The sequence below is a fragment of the Sphingomonas qomolangmaensis genome (assembly GCF_024496245.1).
GTDB lineage: Bacteria > Pseudomonadota > Alphaproteobacteria > Sphingomonadales > Sphingomonadaceae > Sphingomonas > Sphingomonas qomolangmaensis.
Window position 1 is genome coordinate 192,246 of sequence record NZ_CP101740.1, and the last position, 16,525, is coordinate 208,770.

The 16,525-nt window shown below is 65.6% G+C and carries 9 protein-coding genes; 7 read left to right on the plus strand and 2 right to left on the minus strand.

Annotated features, from left to right (window positions below; translation table 11 throughout):
- Positions 1-55 precede the first annotated feature (55 nt).
- The 5 genes from lepA to NMP03_RS01020 all read left to right on the plus strand — a co-directional run bounded on the left by lepA (position 56) and on the right by NMP03_RS01020 (position 4,782).
- Positions 56-1,852, plus strand: coding sequence for a translation elongation factor 4 (gene lepA, locus NMP03_RS01000; RefSeq protein ID WP_256506703.1), 1,797 nt, complete (start codon positions 56-58; stop codon positions 1,850-1,852).
- A 289-nt stretch (positions 1,853-2,141) separates the two neighbouring features.
- Positions 2,142-2,528, plus strand: coding sequence for a phasin family protein (locus NMP03_RS01005; protein ID WP_256506704.1), 387 nt, complete (start codon positions 2,142-2,144; stop codon positions 2,526-2,528).
- A 223-nt stretch (positions 2,529-2,751) separates the two neighbouring features.
- Positions 2,752-3,483, plus strand: coding sequence for a molybdate ABC transporter substrate-binding protein (gene modA / locus NMP03_RS01010; protein ID WP_256506705.1), 732 nt, complete (start codon positions 2,752-2,754; stop codon positions 3,481-3,483).
- Entirely contained in the window at positions 3,483-4,172 is a 690-nt protein-coding gene (gene modB / locus NMP03_RS01015) for a molybdate ABC transporter permease subunit (RefSeq protein ID WP_256506706.1), read from the plus strand. Before modA ends, modB begins: the two co-directional genes overlap by 1 nt.
- Positions 4,162-4,782, plus strand: coding sequence for an ATP-binding cassette domain-containing protein (locus NMP03_RS01020; protein ID WP_256506707.1), 621 nt, complete (start codon positions 4,162-4,164; stop codon positions 4,780-4,782). Before modB ends, NMP03_RS01020 begins: the two co-directional genes overlap by 11 nt.
- 92 nt (positions 4,783-4,874) lie before the next feature.
- Here the strand turns inward: NMP03_RS01020 and rpoC are convergent, their stop codons facing one another.
- Positions 4,875-9,155: a DNA-directed RNA polymerase subunit beta' gene (gene rpoC / locus NMP03_RS01025; protein WP_256506708.1), complete on the minus strand. Its 4,281-nt coding sequence runs from the start codon at positions 9,153-9,155 to the stop codon at positions 4,875-4,877.
- A 123-nt stretch (positions 9,156-9,278) separates the two neighbouring features.
- A complete protein-coding gene (rpoB, locus tag NMP03_RS01030) occupies positions 9,279-13,460 on the minus strand; it encodes a DNA-directed RNA polymerase subunit beta (protein ID WP_256506709.1) in 4,182 nt (1,393 codons plus the stop codon).
- A gap of 302 nt (positions 13,461-13,762) precedes the next feature.
- Here rpoB and NMP03_RS01035 point away from each other — a divergent pair, with 302 nt between their 5' ends.
- Together NMP03_RS01035 and NMP03_RS01040 are read left to right on the plus strand one after the other, a co-directional pair.
- Positions 13,763-15,112: a hypothetical protein gene (locus NMP03_RS01035; protein WP_256506710.1), complete on the plus strand. Its 1,350-nt coding sequence runs from the start codon at positions 13,763-13,765 to the stop codon at positions 15,110-15,112.
- Positions 15,113-15,161: 49 nt separating this feature from the next.
- Complete coding sequence (locus tag NMP03_RS01040) at positions 15,162-16,400, plus strand: threonine synthase (RefSeq protein ID WP_256506711.1); 1,239 nt, start codon at positions 15,162-15,164, stop codon at positions 16,398-16,400.
- Positions 16,401-16,525 lie beyond the last annotated feature (125 nt).

Here is a 16,525-nt window from a genome sequence, read left to right on the forward strand (position 1 = left end):
GCGAAGCTGCTATCGCCCGCCCAACTCCTCGCATTTCGGAAATGACCCAGGCATCGTGGCAACCCCTCTCGACAAGATCCGCAACTTTTCGATCATCGCGCATATCGATCACGGCAAATCGACGCTGGCCGACCGGCTGATCCAGCGCACCGGTGGGCTTACCGAGCGCGAAATGTCGGCGCAGGTGCTCGACAATATGGATATCGAGAAGGAACGCGGGATCACGATCAAGGCGCAGACGGTGCGCCTCGACTGGAAGGGCTATGTCCTCAATCTGATGGACACGCCGGGGCATGTCGATTTCGCCTATGAAGTCTCGCGTAGCTTGGCGGCATGCGAGGGCGCGCTGCTGGTGGTCGATGCGGCGCAGGGCGTCGAGGCGCAGACGCTGGCCAATGTCTATCAGTCGATCGAGCACGACCACGAAATCGTGCCGGTGATCAACAAGATCGACCTGCCCGCCGCCGAACCCGAAAAGGTGCGCGCCGAGATCGAGGATGTGATCGGCATCGACGCCAGCCGCGCGGTGCTCGCCAGCGCCAAGGCGGGAATCGGCATCGAGGAAATCCTCGACGCGATCGTCGAACGCATCCCGCCGCCCAAGGGCGATGCCGACGCGCCATTGAAGGCGATGCTGGTCGACAGCTGGTACGACCCGTATCTGGGCGTCGTGATCCTGGTGCGGGTCATGGAAGGCACGCTGAAAAAGGGCCAGCAGATCAAGTTCATGCAGGCGGGCACCGTCCACCTGATCGATCGCGTCGGCTGCTTTCGGCCCAAGATCGAGCAACTGACCGACCTTGGCGTCGGCGAGATCGGTTTCATCACCGCGCAGATCAAGGACGTGGCGCAGGCGCGCGTCGGCGACACGCTCACCGATGCCAAGCGCCCCGCGGTACAGGCGCTCGAGGGCTTCAAGGAAGTCCAGCCGGTGGTGTTCTGCGGGCTGTTCCCGGTCGACGCCAACGACTTCGAGAAACTGCGCGAATCGATCAGCAAGCTTCGGCTCAACGATGCGTCGTTCAGCTTCGAGATGGAGACGTCGGCGGCCTTGGGCTTTGGCTATCGCTGCGGCTTCCTGGGGCTGTTGCACCTGGAAATCATCCAGGAGCGACTGACGCGCGAATATGACCTCGACCTCATCACCACTGCGCCGAGCGTGGTGTACGAGATCGACCTGACGCATGGCGGCGGTCATATCGAACTGCACAATCCCGCCGATATGCCCGATCCGAGCAAGATCGAGACGATCAGCGAGCCGTGGATTAACGCGACGATCTATGTGCCCGACGAATATCTGGGGAGCATCCTGAAGCTGTGCCAGGATCGGCGCGGCATCCAGAAGAACCTCACCTATGTCGGCGGGCGCGCGCAGGCGACGTATGAATTGCCGCTCAACGAAGTGGTGTTCGATTTCTACGACCGGCTGAAGTCGCTGTCGAAGGGCTATGCGAGCTTCGATTACCAGCAGATCGGTTATCGCGAGGGCGATCTGGTGAAGATGGGCATCCTGGTCAACGAAGAGCCGGTCGATGCGCTGAGCATGATCGTCCACCGTTCTACCGCCGAAGTGCGCGGTCGCGGCATGGTCGAGCGCCTGAAGGAGCTGATCCCGCGCCACTTGTTCAAGATTCCGATCCAGGCGGCGATCGGCGGCAAGGTGATCGCGCGCGAGACGATCAGCGCGATGCGCAAGGACGTGACCGCGAAATGCTATGGCGGCGATGCGACCCGCAAGCGCAAGCTGCTCGACAAGCAGAAGAAGGGCAAGGCGAAGATGCGCGAATATGGGAGCGTCAGCATCCCGCAGGAGGCGTTCATCGCGGCGTTGCGGATGGGGGATGAGACCTGATTCGCTCCCTCTACCGCGAGCGGAAGAGGGTTGCGCAGACTTGGTCTCGGTTCCTCAGCGAAGCCTAGTCGGAGCTCGGTGAGGGTGCCGCGGTCGCACTCGCGACCGCGCGGCGCTAGAGCGCCGCACCACCCTCATCCAACCTCCGCTAGCCAGCAAGCTGGCAAGCTTCGGTATCCTTCTCCCGCCAGCGGGAGAAGGTTTTGGACATGCGGAACCTCGCCGCCATTTGCGCGTCCATTGGGGGAGCGGTTCGACGACGAAACCGCCGACTAGCAGGAGATTTGCGATGGCGAACGAGACCGGCAAGAACGCTGCCGATGCAGCGAACGAAGCGACGCGCAATGCGGCCGATGCCGCCACCGGCGCGGCCAACCAGGCCACCGATCAGATGCGCGCGGGGGCCGAGAAGTTGCAGGCAGCGGGCGGGGCGATGGCCGATACCGGATCGCAGCTGGGCATGAAGATGCTCGACCAGGCCGAGACCAACACCGCCGAGGCGTTCAAGGCGATGCGCGCCGCCGCCGCCGCCAACGACGTCAGCGAAATCATGCGCATCCAGAGCGAATATATCCGCGACCAGGGCTCGCGATCGGTCGGCCAGGTGCGCGAGATCAGCGAGCTGATCGCCAATTTCGGGCGCACCGCGATGGGGCAGATGACCGGGCGCAGCTGAGAAATCGCGGGCGGTCTATCGCGGCGGATGCGTGCGCGATAGACCGCTGGGGATGTCTTATACCGGCTCTCTAAGGGCGCACCCACGCCCCCCGTTCGCCCTGAGCCTGTCGAAGGGCGGCCCGCGCTTTCGGCTGCCCCGCTGGGTGCTGGTACGGGCCGGGCTTCGACAAGCTCAGCCCGAACGGGTGTGGGGGCGGTGGCGCCCAACTGCCGTCGCGTTGTTGGCGCTGATCCTTGTCTCCGCGCCTGCATCCGCCCAAACCCGCGGTCCGCTCGTCCTTGCCGCTGCCAGCTTACAGGAGGCGCTCAGCGCCGCCGCCGATCGCTTCGCCGCGCAAGGCCAACCGCGACCGGTGCTGTCGTTCGCCGCCTCCTCCGCGCTTGCGCGGCAGATCACCGCCGGTGCCCCCGCCGACCTGTTCGTCTCCGCCGATGAAGGCTGGATGGACTTGGTCGAAGAGGCAGGCTTGCTCGCCCCCGGCACCCGCGCGACGCTGGCGGGCAATCGCCTTGCCCTGATCGCGCCGACCGCCAGCCGCTTGCCCCCCGTCCGCACCGGGGCACAGATCGTTGCGGCGCTCGGCAATGGGCGCATCGCGATCGCCGATCCGCAGGCGGTACCCGCTGGCCGCTACGCCCGGGTCGCGCTCTCCCGTATGGGAGCGTGGCGAGCCATCGCTCCCCGCGTCGCCGCCGCCGAGAATGTTCGCGCGGCGCTGGCGTTGGTCGAGCGCGGCGCGGCGCCGTTGGGGGTCGTCTACGCCACCGACGCACGCGCATCGAGGGCGGTGCGCGTCGTCGGGGTATTCCCCGCTGCCAGCCATCCGCCGATCCGCTATCCGATCGCTCGGCTTGCCCGCTCGCGCGAGCCCTCCGCCGAAGCCTTTCGCCGCTTCCTGCTTTCGCCCGCCGGCCGCGCGATCCTGCGCGCGCATGGCTTCAGCGCGCCCTGATGTTGTCGGGCGAGGAATGGGAGATCGTTCGGCTGTCGCTGCTGGTCGGCGGCACCGCGGTCGCGCTGACGATGCCGGTGGCGTTCGCGCTCGCCTGGCTGCTCGCGCGGGGGCGGTTTCCGGGCAAGGTGCTGCTCGACGGTATCGTCCATCTGCCGTTGGTGCTGCCGCCGGTCGTCACCGGCTGGCTGCTGCTGCTAGCCTTCGCGCCTACCGGCCCGATCGGTGGCTGGCTGCAGGGCTGGTTCGGCGCGAGCGTGTTGTTTCGCTGGACCGGCGCCGCGATCGCGGCGGGGGTGATGGCGCTGCCGCTGATGGTGCGTGCGATCCGCTTGTCGATCGAGGGCGTGGATCGCAGGCTGGAGGCGGCGGCGGCGACCTTGGGGGCAGGCAGGGGCCGGGTGTTCGCCACGGTCACACTGCCGCTGGCGGTACCCGGCATTCTGGCAGGCGCGGTGTTGGGCTTCGCGCGTGCGCTGGGCGAGTTCGGCGCGACGATCACCTTCGTGTCGAACATTCCGGGCGAGACACGAACGCTGCCGATCGCCATCTATTCGGCGCTGCAGATACCCGGGGGTGACTCGATCGTGCTGCGCCTCGCCGTCGTGTCGGTGGTGCTGTCACTCGCCGCGCTGATCCTGTCAGAATGGCTGGCGCGCCGGTCGGGAAGGGGCGGGCATGTCCTTTGACATCTCGGTCGTGAAGCGGCGCGGCGATGTGCTGGTCGCGGGCAATGTCGCGGGTGGCGAGGGGGTGACGGTGCTGTTCGGCCCCTCGGGCGTCGGCAAGAGCAGCGTGCTCGACATGGTCGCGGGGCTGCTTCGCCCCGATACCGGCCATGTCCGGGTCGGCGGCGAAACGCTGTACGACGACAGCGCGCGGATCGACGAGCCGGCGCATCGGCGGCGGGCGGGCTATGTGTTCCAGGACGCACGGCTGTTCCCCCACCTGCGCGTCGCCGCCAATCTGCGCTATGGCGAACGGCTGGCCGCCCCCGCCGACCGCTGGATCGACTTCGACACCGTCGTCGCGTTCCTCGACATCGAACGCCTGCTGCGCCGCTGGCCCGCAACGCTGTCGGGCGGCGAGGCGCGCCGTGTCGCGATCGGGCGGGCGTTGCTGTCGGCCCCGCGCTTCCTGCTGCTCGACGAGCCGCTGTCGTTCCTCGACCACGCCCGCCGTGAGGAGATCGCACGGGTGATCGAGGATGTCCGCGACCGGCTCAAGCTACCGATCCTGCTCGTCACCCACGACCGCACCGAAGCCGAGCGTTTGGGCACCCGCATCGTCACGATGTAGCGCGCCCGGCACCGCCGCCCGCGCCCCCCAAAACAAAACCGCCGCCCGGTTGCCCGGACGGCGGTTTCGCATCCTCAAATCGGCAGTGCCGATCAGTCGTTCAGATACTCGCCGGCATCGGCATCGGTGCCGGTGCCGCTGGTCACGACCTTGCCGAGCGGATCGTCGCCGGTGCCGGCTTCGTCGCGGGCATTGCGTGCCTTTTCGGCGGCACGTTCTTCAGCCGCCGAATTGGGCGCGATCAGCACTTCCTGCAGCTTGCGCTGCTGGACGCGGAGGGCTGCGTCGCGCGACGAAGCCGCCACGCGCAGGCGATTCATGCCCGCGCCGGTACCCGCCGGGATAAGCCGGCCGACGATCACGTTTTCCTTCAACCCGTTGAGGTTGTCGATCTTGCCCTGCACCGAAGCCTCGGTGAGGACGCGCGTCGTCTCCTGGAACGAAGCCGCCGAGATGAAGCTGCGGGTTTGCAGCGACGCCTTGGTGATCCCGAGCAGGATCGGCTTGCCCTGTGCCGGGGTCTGGTTCTTGTCGAGCTTGGCATTGGCTTCGTCCATCTCGTCGCGGTCGAGCTGTTCGCCCGCGAGCAGGGTGGTGTCGCCGCCGTCGGTGATCTCGACCTTCTGCAGCATCTGGCGAACGATCACCTCGATGTGCTTGTCGTTGATCTTCACGCCCTGGAGACGATAGACCTCCTGGATTTCCGACACGAGATATTCCGCCAGAGGCTCGATGCCGAGCACTTCGAGAATATCGTGCGGATCGGGCGAGCCGCCGATCAGATTGTCGCCGCGCTTGACGTAATCGCCTTCCTGCACGTCGATGACCTTGGACTTCGGCACCAGATACTCGACGACCTCGCCGCCATCCTCGGGCTGGATGCCGATCTTGCGCTTGGCCTTATAGTCCTTGCCGAACACCACGCGGCCCGAGACCTTGGCGATGATCGCATTTTCCTTGGGCTTGCGCGCTTCGAACAGCTCGGCAACGCGCGGCAGACCACCGGTGATGTCGCGCGTCTTGGCAGCTTCGCGGCTGACACGAGCGAGAACGTCGCCGCCCGAGACCTGCGCCCCGTCCTGCACCGACAGCGTGGCACCCGATGCCAGCATGTAGCGACCCGCCTCGCCCGAATTGTCGTCGAGCAGGGTCAAGCGAGGACGAAGATCCTCCTTGGCCTTGCCGCGATATTCGGTGACGACCGCCTGGGTGATGCCGGTGGCTTCGTCGGCCTGTTCGGTCAGCGTCTTGCCGTCGATCAGATCGACATATTTCACCGTACCGGGGTTCTCGGTGATCACCGGCATGGTGAACGGGTCCCACTCGGCCATCCGGTCGCCCTGCGACACGATATGCCCGTCGTCGAACAGCACATACGCACCATAAGGGATGCGATGCACCGCCAGCTCGCGGCCATCCATGTCGATGATCGCCAGCTCGCCCGAACGGCTCAGCACGACGCGGCGGCCGCGCTGATCGACGATGATGCGAAGGTCGCGATATTCCATCTTGCCGTCGGAAGTGGCTTCCAGGTTCGACTGCTCGTTGAGCTGCGCTGCGCCACCGATGTGGAAGGTACGCATCGTCAGCTGGGTACCCGGCTCACCGATCGACTGCGCGGCGATGACGCCGACAGCTTCACCGATGTTCACCGGGGTACCACGGGCAAGATCGCGGCCATAGCATTTGCCGCACACGCCGATCTTGGCCTCGCACACCAGCGGGCTGCGAATCTTCATGCCAAGGATGCCGATCGCTTCGATCTGCGTGATCATCGGCTCGTCGAGCAACGTGCCCGAAGGGATGACGACCGCGTTGGTCTTGGGATCGACGACGTCCTCTGCCGTGGTACGGCCAAGGATACGCTCGCCGAGCGACGCGATGGTCGAACCGCCTTGCACGATCGCGCGCATTTCGAGCGCCCGCTCGGTACCGCAATCGAGCTCCATGATGACGCAATCCTGCGACACATCGACCAGACGGCGGGTGAGGTAGCCCGAGTTCGCGGTCTTCAACGCCGTGTCCGCGAGGCCCTTACGCGCGCCGTGGGTGGAGTTGAAATACTCAAGGACGGTCAGGCCTTCCTTGAAGTTCGAGATGATCGGCGTTTCGATGATCTCGCCTGACGGCTTGGCCATCAGCCCGCGCATGCCGGCAAGCTGCTTGATCTGCGCCTGCGAACCACGCGCACCCGAATGCGCCATCATGTAGATCGAGTTGATCGGCTTCTCGCGGCCCTTCATCGGGCCGTCTTCGTAGTATTTGACCGCCTTGATCTCGTCCATCATCGCGGTCGCCACCTGATCACCGCAACGGCTCCAGGCGTCGATCACCTTGTTGTACTTCTCCTGCTGCGTGATCAGGCCGTCCTGATATTGCTGCTCGAAGTCCTTCACCAGGCCGCGGGTCTCGTCGACCAGCCCTACCTTGGCGTCGGGGATGATCATGTCGTCCTTGCCGAAGCTGATGCCCGCCTTGAAGGCGTTGCGGAAGCCGAGCGACATGATCGCGTCGGCGAACAGCACCGTCTCCTTCTGGCCGGTGTGACGATAGACCTCGTCGATCACGTCGCCGACGTCCTTCTTGGTCAGCAGGCGGTTGACGATGTCGAACGGCACCTTGTGGCTCTGCGGCAGGCATTCGCCCAGCAGCATGCGGCCCGGCGTCGTCTCGAAACGCTTGAGATACGTCTCGCCCTTCTCGTCGGTCTGCAGGATGCGGCTGATGATCTTGGTGTGCAGCGTGACCGCACCCGCGTTCAGCGCCTGATGCACCTCGCTCATGTCGCCCAGCAGCATGCCTTCGCCGGGCTCGTTCTCCTTCATCATCGAGATGTAATAGAGACCCAAGACCATGTCCTGCGACGGCACGATGATCGGCTTGCCGTTGGCGGGCGACAGGATGTTGTTGGTCGACATCATCAGCACGCGTGCTTCCAACTGCGCTTCGAGCGACAGCGGGACGTGGACGGCCATCTGATCGCCGTCGAAATCGGCGTTGAAGGCCGAGCAGACCAGCGGGTGAAGCTGGATCGCCTTCCCCTCGATCAATACCGGCTCGAACGCCTGGATGCCCAGACGGTGAAGCGTGGGCGCGCGGTTCAGCATCACGGGATGCTCGCGGATCACCTCGTCGAGGATGTCCCAGACTTCCTTGCGCTCCTTCTCGACCCACTTCTTCGCCTGCTTGAGCGTCATGCTCAGGCCCTTGGCGTCGAGGCGCGCGTAGATGAACGGCTTGAACAGCTCGAGCGCCATCTTCTTCGGGAGGCCGCATTGGTGCAGCTTGAGTTCCGGCCCGGTCACGATGACCGAACGACCCGAATAGTCGACGCGCTTGCCGAGCAGGTTCTGACGGAAGCGGCCCTGCTTGCCCTTGAGCATGTCCGAGAGTGACTTCAGCGGACGCTTGTTGGCGCCCGTGATCGTGCGACCGCGGCGACCATTGTCGAACAGGGCGTCGACGGCCTCCTGGAGCATGCGCTTCTCGTTGCGTACGATGATGTCCGGCGCACGCAGCTCCATGAGGCGCTTCAGGCGGTTGTTGCGGTTGATGACGCGGCGATACAGATCGTTGAGATCTGACGTCGCGAAGCGGCCACCGTCGAGCGGCACCAGCGGGCGAAGCTCGGGCGGGATGACCGGAACGACGTCGAGGATCATCCACTCGGGACGATTGCCCGAATCGATGAAGCTTTCGACGACCTTCAGCCGCTTGATGATCTTCTTTGGCTTCAGCTCGGACTTAGTGACCGCCAGCTCTTCGAGCAGGTCGCGCTTTTCGCCCTCAAGGTCGAGGTCGATGAGCATCTGCTTCACCGCCTCGGCACCGATCCCGGCGGAGAATGCGTCCTCGCCATATTGATCCTGCGCGTCGAGCAGCTCGTCTTCGGTGAGCAACTGATAGCGCTCGAGGCCGGTGATGCCCGGCTCAATCACGATATAGCTCTCGAAATACAGCACGCGCTCGAGCTGCTTGAGCTGCATGTCGAGCAGCAGGCCGATGCGCGACGGCAGCGACTTCAGGAACCAGATGTGCGCGACCGGCGCGGCCAGCTCGATATGGCCCATCCGCTCGCGGCGGACCTTCGAGACGGTAACCTCGACGCCGCACTTTTCGCAGACGATGCCCTTATACTTCATGCGCTTGTACTTGCCGCACAGGCACTCGTAATCCTTGATCGGACCGAAGATGCGCGCGCAGAACAGGCCGTCACGCTCGGGCTTGAACGTGCGATAGTTGATCGTCTCGGGCTTCTTGATCTCACCGAACGACCAGCTGCGAATGCGGTCGGGCGAGGCGAGGCCGATCTGGATCTGGTCGAAGGTTTCGGCCTTGGCGACCGGATTGGCGAAATTGGTCAGTTCGTTCATGTCTGATACCTCATCCCCCTCCCGCTTGCGGGAGGGGCTAGGGGTGGGCATTTCCATGGGTGGAGCCTTTCAAGAAAGGCCCACCCCCGACCCCTCCCGCAAGCGGGAGGGGGGAAGTGCGAATTATTCCGCCGCGATCTGCACGCCGTCCGAATCGTAGCCGAGTTCCATCGTCTTCAATTCGACGTTCAGGCCCAGCGAGCGCATTTCCTTGACGAGCACGTTGAAGCTCTCGGGGATGCCCGCCTCGAACGTGTCGTCACCCTTGACGATCGCCTCGTAGACCTTGGTACGGCCGACCACATCGTCCGACTTCACCGTCAGCATTTCCTGCAGCGTGTAGGCGGCGCCGTACGCCTGTAGCGCCCACACCTCCATCTCACCGAAGCGCTGGCCGCCGAACTGCGCCTTACCGCCCAGCGGCTGCTGGGTGACCAACGAGTACGGCCCGATCGAACGTGCGTGGATCTTGTCGTCCACAAGGTGATGCAGCTTGAGCATGTAGATATAGCCCACCGTCACCTTGCGATCGAACGCATCGCCGGTGCGACCGTCGAACAGCGTCACCTGACCCGATGGGTCGAGACCCGCCAGTTCGAGCATCGCCGCGACATCGGCCTCGCGCGCGCCATCGAACACCGGCGTCGCCATCGGCACGCCGTTCTTCAGGTGCTGCGCCAGTTCGATGATCTGGTCGCCGTTCCGCTCGTCGATCTCGGCGTGATACTTCTCGCCATAGACCGTCTTGAGGCGATCCTTGACCGCGTCGGGCATCGCGCCCGGCTCGGGGTTGGGATTGGCCTCGCGCCATTCCTCGAGCGCCTGGGTGATCTGACGACCAAGACCGCGCGCGGCCCAGCCCAGATGCGTCTCGAAGATCTGCCCGACGTTCATGCGCGACGGCACGCCCAGCGGGTTGAGCACCAGATCGACCGGGGTACCGTCCTCGAGGAACGGCATGTCCTCCTGCGGCAGGATGCGCGAAATCACACCCTTATTGCCGTGGCGGCCTGCCATCTTGTCGCCCGGCTGCAGCTTGCGCTTCACCGCGACGAACACCTTGACCATCTTGAGCACGCCCGGCGGCAGCTCGTCGCCACGCTCGAGCTTGTCGCGCCGATCGTGGAACTTGTCGGTGATCTTCTTGGCGGCTTCGTCATACTGGACCTTGACGGCTTCCAGGTTCGACTGGACGCCATCGTCGGCCACGCCGAACTTCCACCATTCGTGCCGCTCGACGCTGTCGAGCAGCGCGTCGTCGATCACGACGCCCTTCTTGACGCCCTTGGGCGCTGCGGTCGCGGTCTGGCCGAGCAGCATTTCCTTCAGGCGCGACCAGGTCGCACGGTTGAGGATGCCGCGCTCGTCGTCCGAGTCCTTCTTCAGGCGCTCGATCTCTTCGCGCTCGATCGCCATCGCACGCTCGTCCTTGTCGATGCCGTGGCGGTTGAACACCCGGACCTCGACAACGGTGCCAGCAACGCCCGGCGGCAGGCGAAGCGAGGTATCGCGAACGTCCGACGCCTTTTCACCGAAGATCGCGCGGAGCAGCTTCTCTTCCGGCGTCATCGGCGATTCACCCTTGGGGGTGATCTTGCCCGCCAGAATGTCGCCAGGCTCGACCTCGGCACCAATGTACACGATGCCCGCTTCGTCGAGGTTGCGAAGCGCTTCCTCGCCGACGTTCGGGATGTCGCGCGTGATGTCCTCTGGCCCCAGCTTGGTATCGCGCGCCATGACTTCGAATTCCTCGATATGGATCGAGGTGAAGACGTCGTCCTTCACGATGCGTTCGCTGATGAGGATCGAATCCTCATAATTATAGCCATTCCACGGCATGAACGCGACCAGGCTGTTACGCCCAAGCGCCAGCTCGCCGAACTCGGTCGACGGGCCATCGGCCAGCACGTCGCCAGCCTTCACGATATCGCCGACCTGCACCAGCGGACGCTGGTTGATGCAAGTGTTCTGGTTCGATCGCTGGAACTTCATCAGCGTGTAGATGTCGACGCCGCTGGCAGTCGCCTCGACCTCGCCGGTCGCGCGGATGACGATACGGGTCGCATCGACCTGGTCGACGACGCCCGCGCGCTTGGCCGAGATCGCCGCACCCGAATCGCGTGCCACGGTCTGTTCCATGCCGGTGCCGACGAACGGTGCCTCGGCCTGGACCAGCGGAACAGCCTGGCGCTGCATGTTCGAGCCCATCAGCGCGCGGTTGGCGTCATCGTTTTCCAGGAACGGAATGAGCGATGCCGCGACCGACACGAGCTGCTTTGGGCTGACGTCCATCAGCGTCACCTGGTCAGGCAACGCCATCAGGAATTCGCCCGCCTGCCGCGCCGAAACCAGCTCCTCGGAGAAGCTGTTGTCGGGGTGCAGCGCCGCCGATGCCTGGGCAACGGTGTGCTTCTGCTCTTCCATCGCCGAGAGATAGACGACGTCGTTGGTCACCTTGCCGTCGACGATCTTGCGGTACGGCGTCTCGATGAAGCCGTATTTGTTCACGCGGCTGAAGGTGGCCAGTGAGTTGATCAGGCCGATGTTCGGGCCTTCGGGCGTCTCGATCGGGCAGATACGGCCATAATGCGTCGGGTGAACGTCGCGGACTTCGAAGCCTGCGCGCTCGCGCGTCAGACCACCCGGTCCAAGTGCCGACACGCGGCGCTTGTGGGTGACTTCGGACAGCGGATTGGTCTGATCCATGAACTGCGACAGCTGCGACGAGCCGAAGAATTCGCGCACCGCGGCAACCGCGGGCTTGGCGTTGATCAGGTCGTTGGGCATCACGGTCGAGACATCGACCGACGACATCCGCTCCTTCACCGCGCGCTCCATGCGGAGCAGGCCGACGCGATACTGGTTCTCGAGCAATTCGCCCACCGAACGCACGCGGCGGTTGCCGAGATTGTCGATGTCGTCGACTTCGCCCTTGCCGTCCTTCAGGTTCACGAGCGTCTTGACGACCTCGAGAATGTCGTCGGTACGCAGCGTCGTCACCGTGTCCTCGACATCGAGGTCGAGGCGCATGTTGAGCTTGACGCGGCCGACTGCCGACAGGTCGTAGCGATCGGGATCAAAGAACAGGCCGCTGAACAGCGACTCCGCGGTCTCGAGCGTCGGCGGCTCGCCAGGACGCATCACGCGATAAATGTCCGACAGCGCCTGCTCGCGCTCCTCGGCCTTATCGACCTTGAGCGTGTTGCGGATCCACGGACCGGTCGAGACATGATCGATGTCGAGCAGTTCGACGGTGTCGATGCCGGCCTTGTCAAGCAGTTCGAGATTCTCGGCGTCGATCTCGTCGCCCGCCTCCACATAGATCTCGCCCGTAGTCTCGTTGATGAGATCATAGGCCGAATAGCGGCCGAAGATTTCCTCGGTCGGGATCAGCAGGTCGGTCAGGCCGTCCTTGGCTGCCTTGTTTGCGGCGCGTGGGCTGATCTTCTGGCCGGCGGGGAACATGATCTCGCCCGACTTGGCATCGACGATGTCGAACATCGGCTTTTGCCCACGCCAATTCTCGGCGGCGAACGGGATCTGCCAGCCGCCTTCGCCGCGCACATAGGTGACGCGGTTGTAGAAGTGGTTGAGGATTTCCTCGCTGTTCATGCCGAGCGCATACAGCAGCGTCGTCACCGGCAGCTTGCGCTTGCGATCGATGCGGACGTTGACGATGTCCTTGGCGTCGAATTCGAAATCGAGCCACGAACCGCGGTACGGAATGACGCGCGCGGCGAACAGATACTTGCCCGATGCGTGGGTCTTGCCGCGATCATGGTCGAACAGGACGCCCGGACTGCGGTGCATCTGGCTGACGATCACGCGCTCGGTGCCGTTGACGATGAACGTGCCGTTCCCCGTCATCAGCGGCATGTCGCCCATATAGACGTCCTGCTCCTTGATATCGAGCACGCTGCGCGCCTCGGTATCGGCATCGACCTCGAACACGATCAGGCGAAGCGTGACGCGCATCGGCGCGGCATAGGTGATCCCGCGCTGGCGGCATTCCTCGGTATCGAACTTCGGCGGCTCGAGCTCGTAATTGACGAAATCGAGCTCGGCGGTGCCGGCGAAATCGCGGATCGGGAAGACCGAGCGCAGCGTCTTTTCGAGGCCCGAAACATAACCGATCGACGGATCGCTACGCAGGAACTGCTCATAGCTTTCGCGCTGCACTTCGATCAGGTTCGGCATCTGCACCACTTCGTGGTTGTCGCCGAAGACCTTGCGGATGCGCCGCTTCACGGTGCTGCGCTCGATGCGCTGCGATGCCGCGCCGCCGTCTGATGCCTGGGTTGCCATGGGTGCTGTTCGCCTCTCAGCTCAAGAAACTTCGATGTCGGCCGCCTGGGAGGGCGGCGCGCATGCGAAGACGCAAAAAGCCGCGCGCTCCATAGGGGGAGCCGCAGCTTTCGGCGTCGTTGCAAACCCCTGCCGACCTATCCGTACGAAGCGCTGCGCGACGGCACTTCATTTCCCGGTCATCGGGGTGAGTGGCGGATATAGGTCACCAACGGGGGCGTGTCAAACCGCGGGCAAGGCTTTCGGTTCCCGATGGCGATGTTCGGACTAGCGGGAAGCCGCCGCGCGCGATAGGCGACTGCATGGTTCGTTTACCCTCGTCTCCCGGGCAGGCCCCGGTGCGTGCCTTTGCCGCTTCGATCTTAGCCCTTGCGACGGCGCTGGTGCTGGGCGCGCCCGCGTCGGCGCAGGATGCGCCACCCGAGCGGATTACCCCGCCGATCCGCTATTCGCTGCCCCCCGGCGAAAGCAGCGAGACCCCGCCACCCGCACCGGCGCCAACGCCAACGCGTGTTGCCCCGCCGCTGATCGTCGTCCCGACGCCAGCCCCCGAGCCGACGCCGCGCGCACGGCCGACGCTGCGTGCGACCCCCGCGATCGTCCCCACACCCGCGCCTGCACCCGCGGCGCGTGCACCCGCCACGCAGCCGACCGGCACGCCGATCGAGCTGTCGCCCACCGCGGCGACGCCGGTGCAGCCGCTACCGGCGCCATCGCCCGAAATCACCGCGGCGCCCGCGGCGCAGCCTGACGAAGCCGATTGGACGTGGTGGATGCTCGCGGGCGGGCTTGCTTTGGTAACGGCGGCGGCGCTGCTGGCGTGGCGCCGCCGCGACGCAGCCACGGCGGCGGATTTTGCCGAGCCGGCGGTCGACCTCGCACCGCCGGTGCTGGCGCCGACGCCGCCGATGCGGCGGGCGGCTACCCCGGTTGCGGAACCCGAAATGGCCGAAGCGCTGGCGGCTGCAGCCCCACGCGGCAGCGACACGCAGTTCCTGACCGTGCCCGCGCGCCCCGCAGCCCCCCGCCCGGTATTGGCGCCCGATGGCACGCTCAAGGCGTTCCAGAACCGACCGCGCGCGGCCGCCCCGCCACCGCCCGCTGCCGATGCCGGGTTCATCACCGCGTTCCGATCACCCGCCGCGCCGGCGCCGATGCTCGGGCTCGAGCTGCAGCCGATCCGCGCGGGATGCACCGAGGATACGGGGTTCGTCGAATATACCTTCGCGGTCATCAACCCCTCGGACGTCGTGGTCGGCGATCTGCTGGTGTCGGCATGGCTGGTGTCGGCCAACCCGCAGCAGGACCGCCAGCTGCTCGACTATCTCGCCGAACCCGCCGACCCTTCGCGTCACAATATCTTCGCGCTGCGTCCCGGCGAGCATCGCGAGCTGCGCGCGGCGATGGGCGTACCGTTCGACCAGCTCCATCTGGTCGAGGCAGCAGGTCGCCGCTTCTTCGCGCCGATGTTGCTGCTCGACGCGCGCTATCGCACGCAGAGCGGCGTCGCGGGGCGCACCTCGGCGGCGTACATGATCGGCCGCCCGCACCCGTCGAGCGGCAAGTTGGCGCCGGTGTTCGTCGATCGCGGCCCGCGCGTGGTCGAAGGATTGGCGGCGCGCGCGTATCGGCTGCCACGCCCCGCAGCTTGAGGGGCGGGGCGAGCTTGACGCCCGCGGCGGCTCGCCGCATCCACCGCGCATGCAAAGCAACGCCAACCTCGTCACCGAGCGCCCTACCTTCGTCTCCCACCTCGAATGCGGCCTGACCGGCGAACGCTACGAAGCCGATCGCCTCCACGGCCTGTCCGCCGCCGGCCGGCCCTTGCTCGTCCGCTACGACCTGCCCGCGGTGCGTGCTGCGCTCACCAAGGAAGCGCTAGCCCAGCGGCCGCGCGACCTGTGGCGCTGGCGCGAATTGCTGCCGGTACGCGATACCGCGAACATCGTCAGCCTGGGCGAGAACGAAACCCCGCTGGTCACGCTCGACCGTACCGGCGAGCGCCTGGCCGCGCGCGCGCCGATCGTGAAGGACGAAGGGCGGCTGCCGACCGGATCGTTCAAGGCGCGCGGGCTGGTGATGGCGATCAGCATGGCCAAGGCGCTGGGCGTCGAGACGATCGCGATGCCGACCAACGGCAATGCCGGGGCCGCGGCGGCAGCGTATGCGACGCGCGCGGGGATCGAGAGCATTATTTTCTGCCCCGACGACACGCCCGAGATCAACGTGCGCGAGATCGCGGCGCAGGGCGGACGGGTCTATCGCGTCAACGGGCTGATCGACGATTGCGGCAAGATCGTCGGGGAGGGGGCCAAGGCCAATGGGTGGTTCGACCTCTCGACGCTCAAGGAGCCGTATCGGATCGAGGGCAAGAAGACGATGGGGCTCGAGCTGGCCGAACAATTCGGGTGGGAGCTGCCCGATGCGATCTTCTACCCCACTGGTGGCGGTACCGGCTTGATCGGCATGTGGAAGGCGTTCGACGAGCTCGAGGCGATCGGCTTCATCGGCTCGCGCCGCCCGCGCATGTATGCGATCCAGGCATCGGGCTGCGCACCGATCGTCCGCGCGTTCGAGGCGGGCGAGCGCCACGCCGAACGCTGGGAGGACGCGCACACGCTTGCGGCAGGGATCCGCGTGCCCAAGGCAGTAGGCGATTTCCTGATCCTCGACGCGGTGCGCGAAAGCGGCGGCAAGGCGCTGGCGGTGGGCGATCCTGCGATCGTCGCGGCGGTCGAGGAGGCGGCGAAGGACGGGCTGCTGCTGTGCCCCGAGGGCGGCGCGACGCTGGCGGCGTATGAACGTGCCTTGGCCGATGGCGAGATCGGGCGCGACGAGCAGGTCGTGTTGTTCAACTGCGCGACGGGGCTGAAATATCCGATGCCGGATAAGTCGCGGACGCTCGATCGGCATGGGGCGATCGATTTGGCGGGGCTCTGACTCCCCTCCCTGAAAGGGAGGGGCTGGGGGTGGGTCGAGTGGTCATGGTACAGCGGCGTAGCGCCCGCGGCGACGGTATCGCCAGGCCTCGACCCACCCCCGACCCCTCCCTTTCAGGGAGGGGG

Bases quoted from the DNA above. Each gene is read 5' to 3' on its own strand.
- NMP03_RS01005 (WP_256506704.1), top strand. From the start codon at position 2,142: ATGGCGAACGAGACCGGCAAGAACGCTGCCGATGCAGCGAACGAAGCG.
- modB (WP_256506706.1), top strand. From the start codon at position 3,483: ATGTTGTCGGGCGAGGAATGGGAGATCGTTCGGCTGTCGCTGCTGGTC.
- NMP03_RS01020 (WP_256506707.1), top strand. From the start codon at position 4,162: ATGTCCTTTGACATCTCGGTCGTGAAGCGGCGCGGCGATGTGCTGGTC.
- rpoC (WP_256506708.1), bottom strand. From the start codon at position 9,155: ATGAACGAACTGACCAATTTCGCCAATCCGGTCGCCAAGGCCGAAACC.
- rpoB (WP_256506709.1), bottom strand. From the start codon at position 13,460: ATGGCAACCCAGGCATCAGACGGCGGCGCGGCATCGCAGCGCATCGAG.
- NMP03_RS01035 (WP_256506710.1), top strand. From the start codon at position 13,763: ATGGTTCGTTTACCCTCGTCTCCCGGGCAGGCCCCGGTGCGTGCCTTT.
- NMP03_RS01040 (WP_256506711.1), top strand. From the start codon at position 15,162: ATGCAAAGCAACGCCAACCTCGTCACCGAGCGCCCTACCTTCGTCTCC.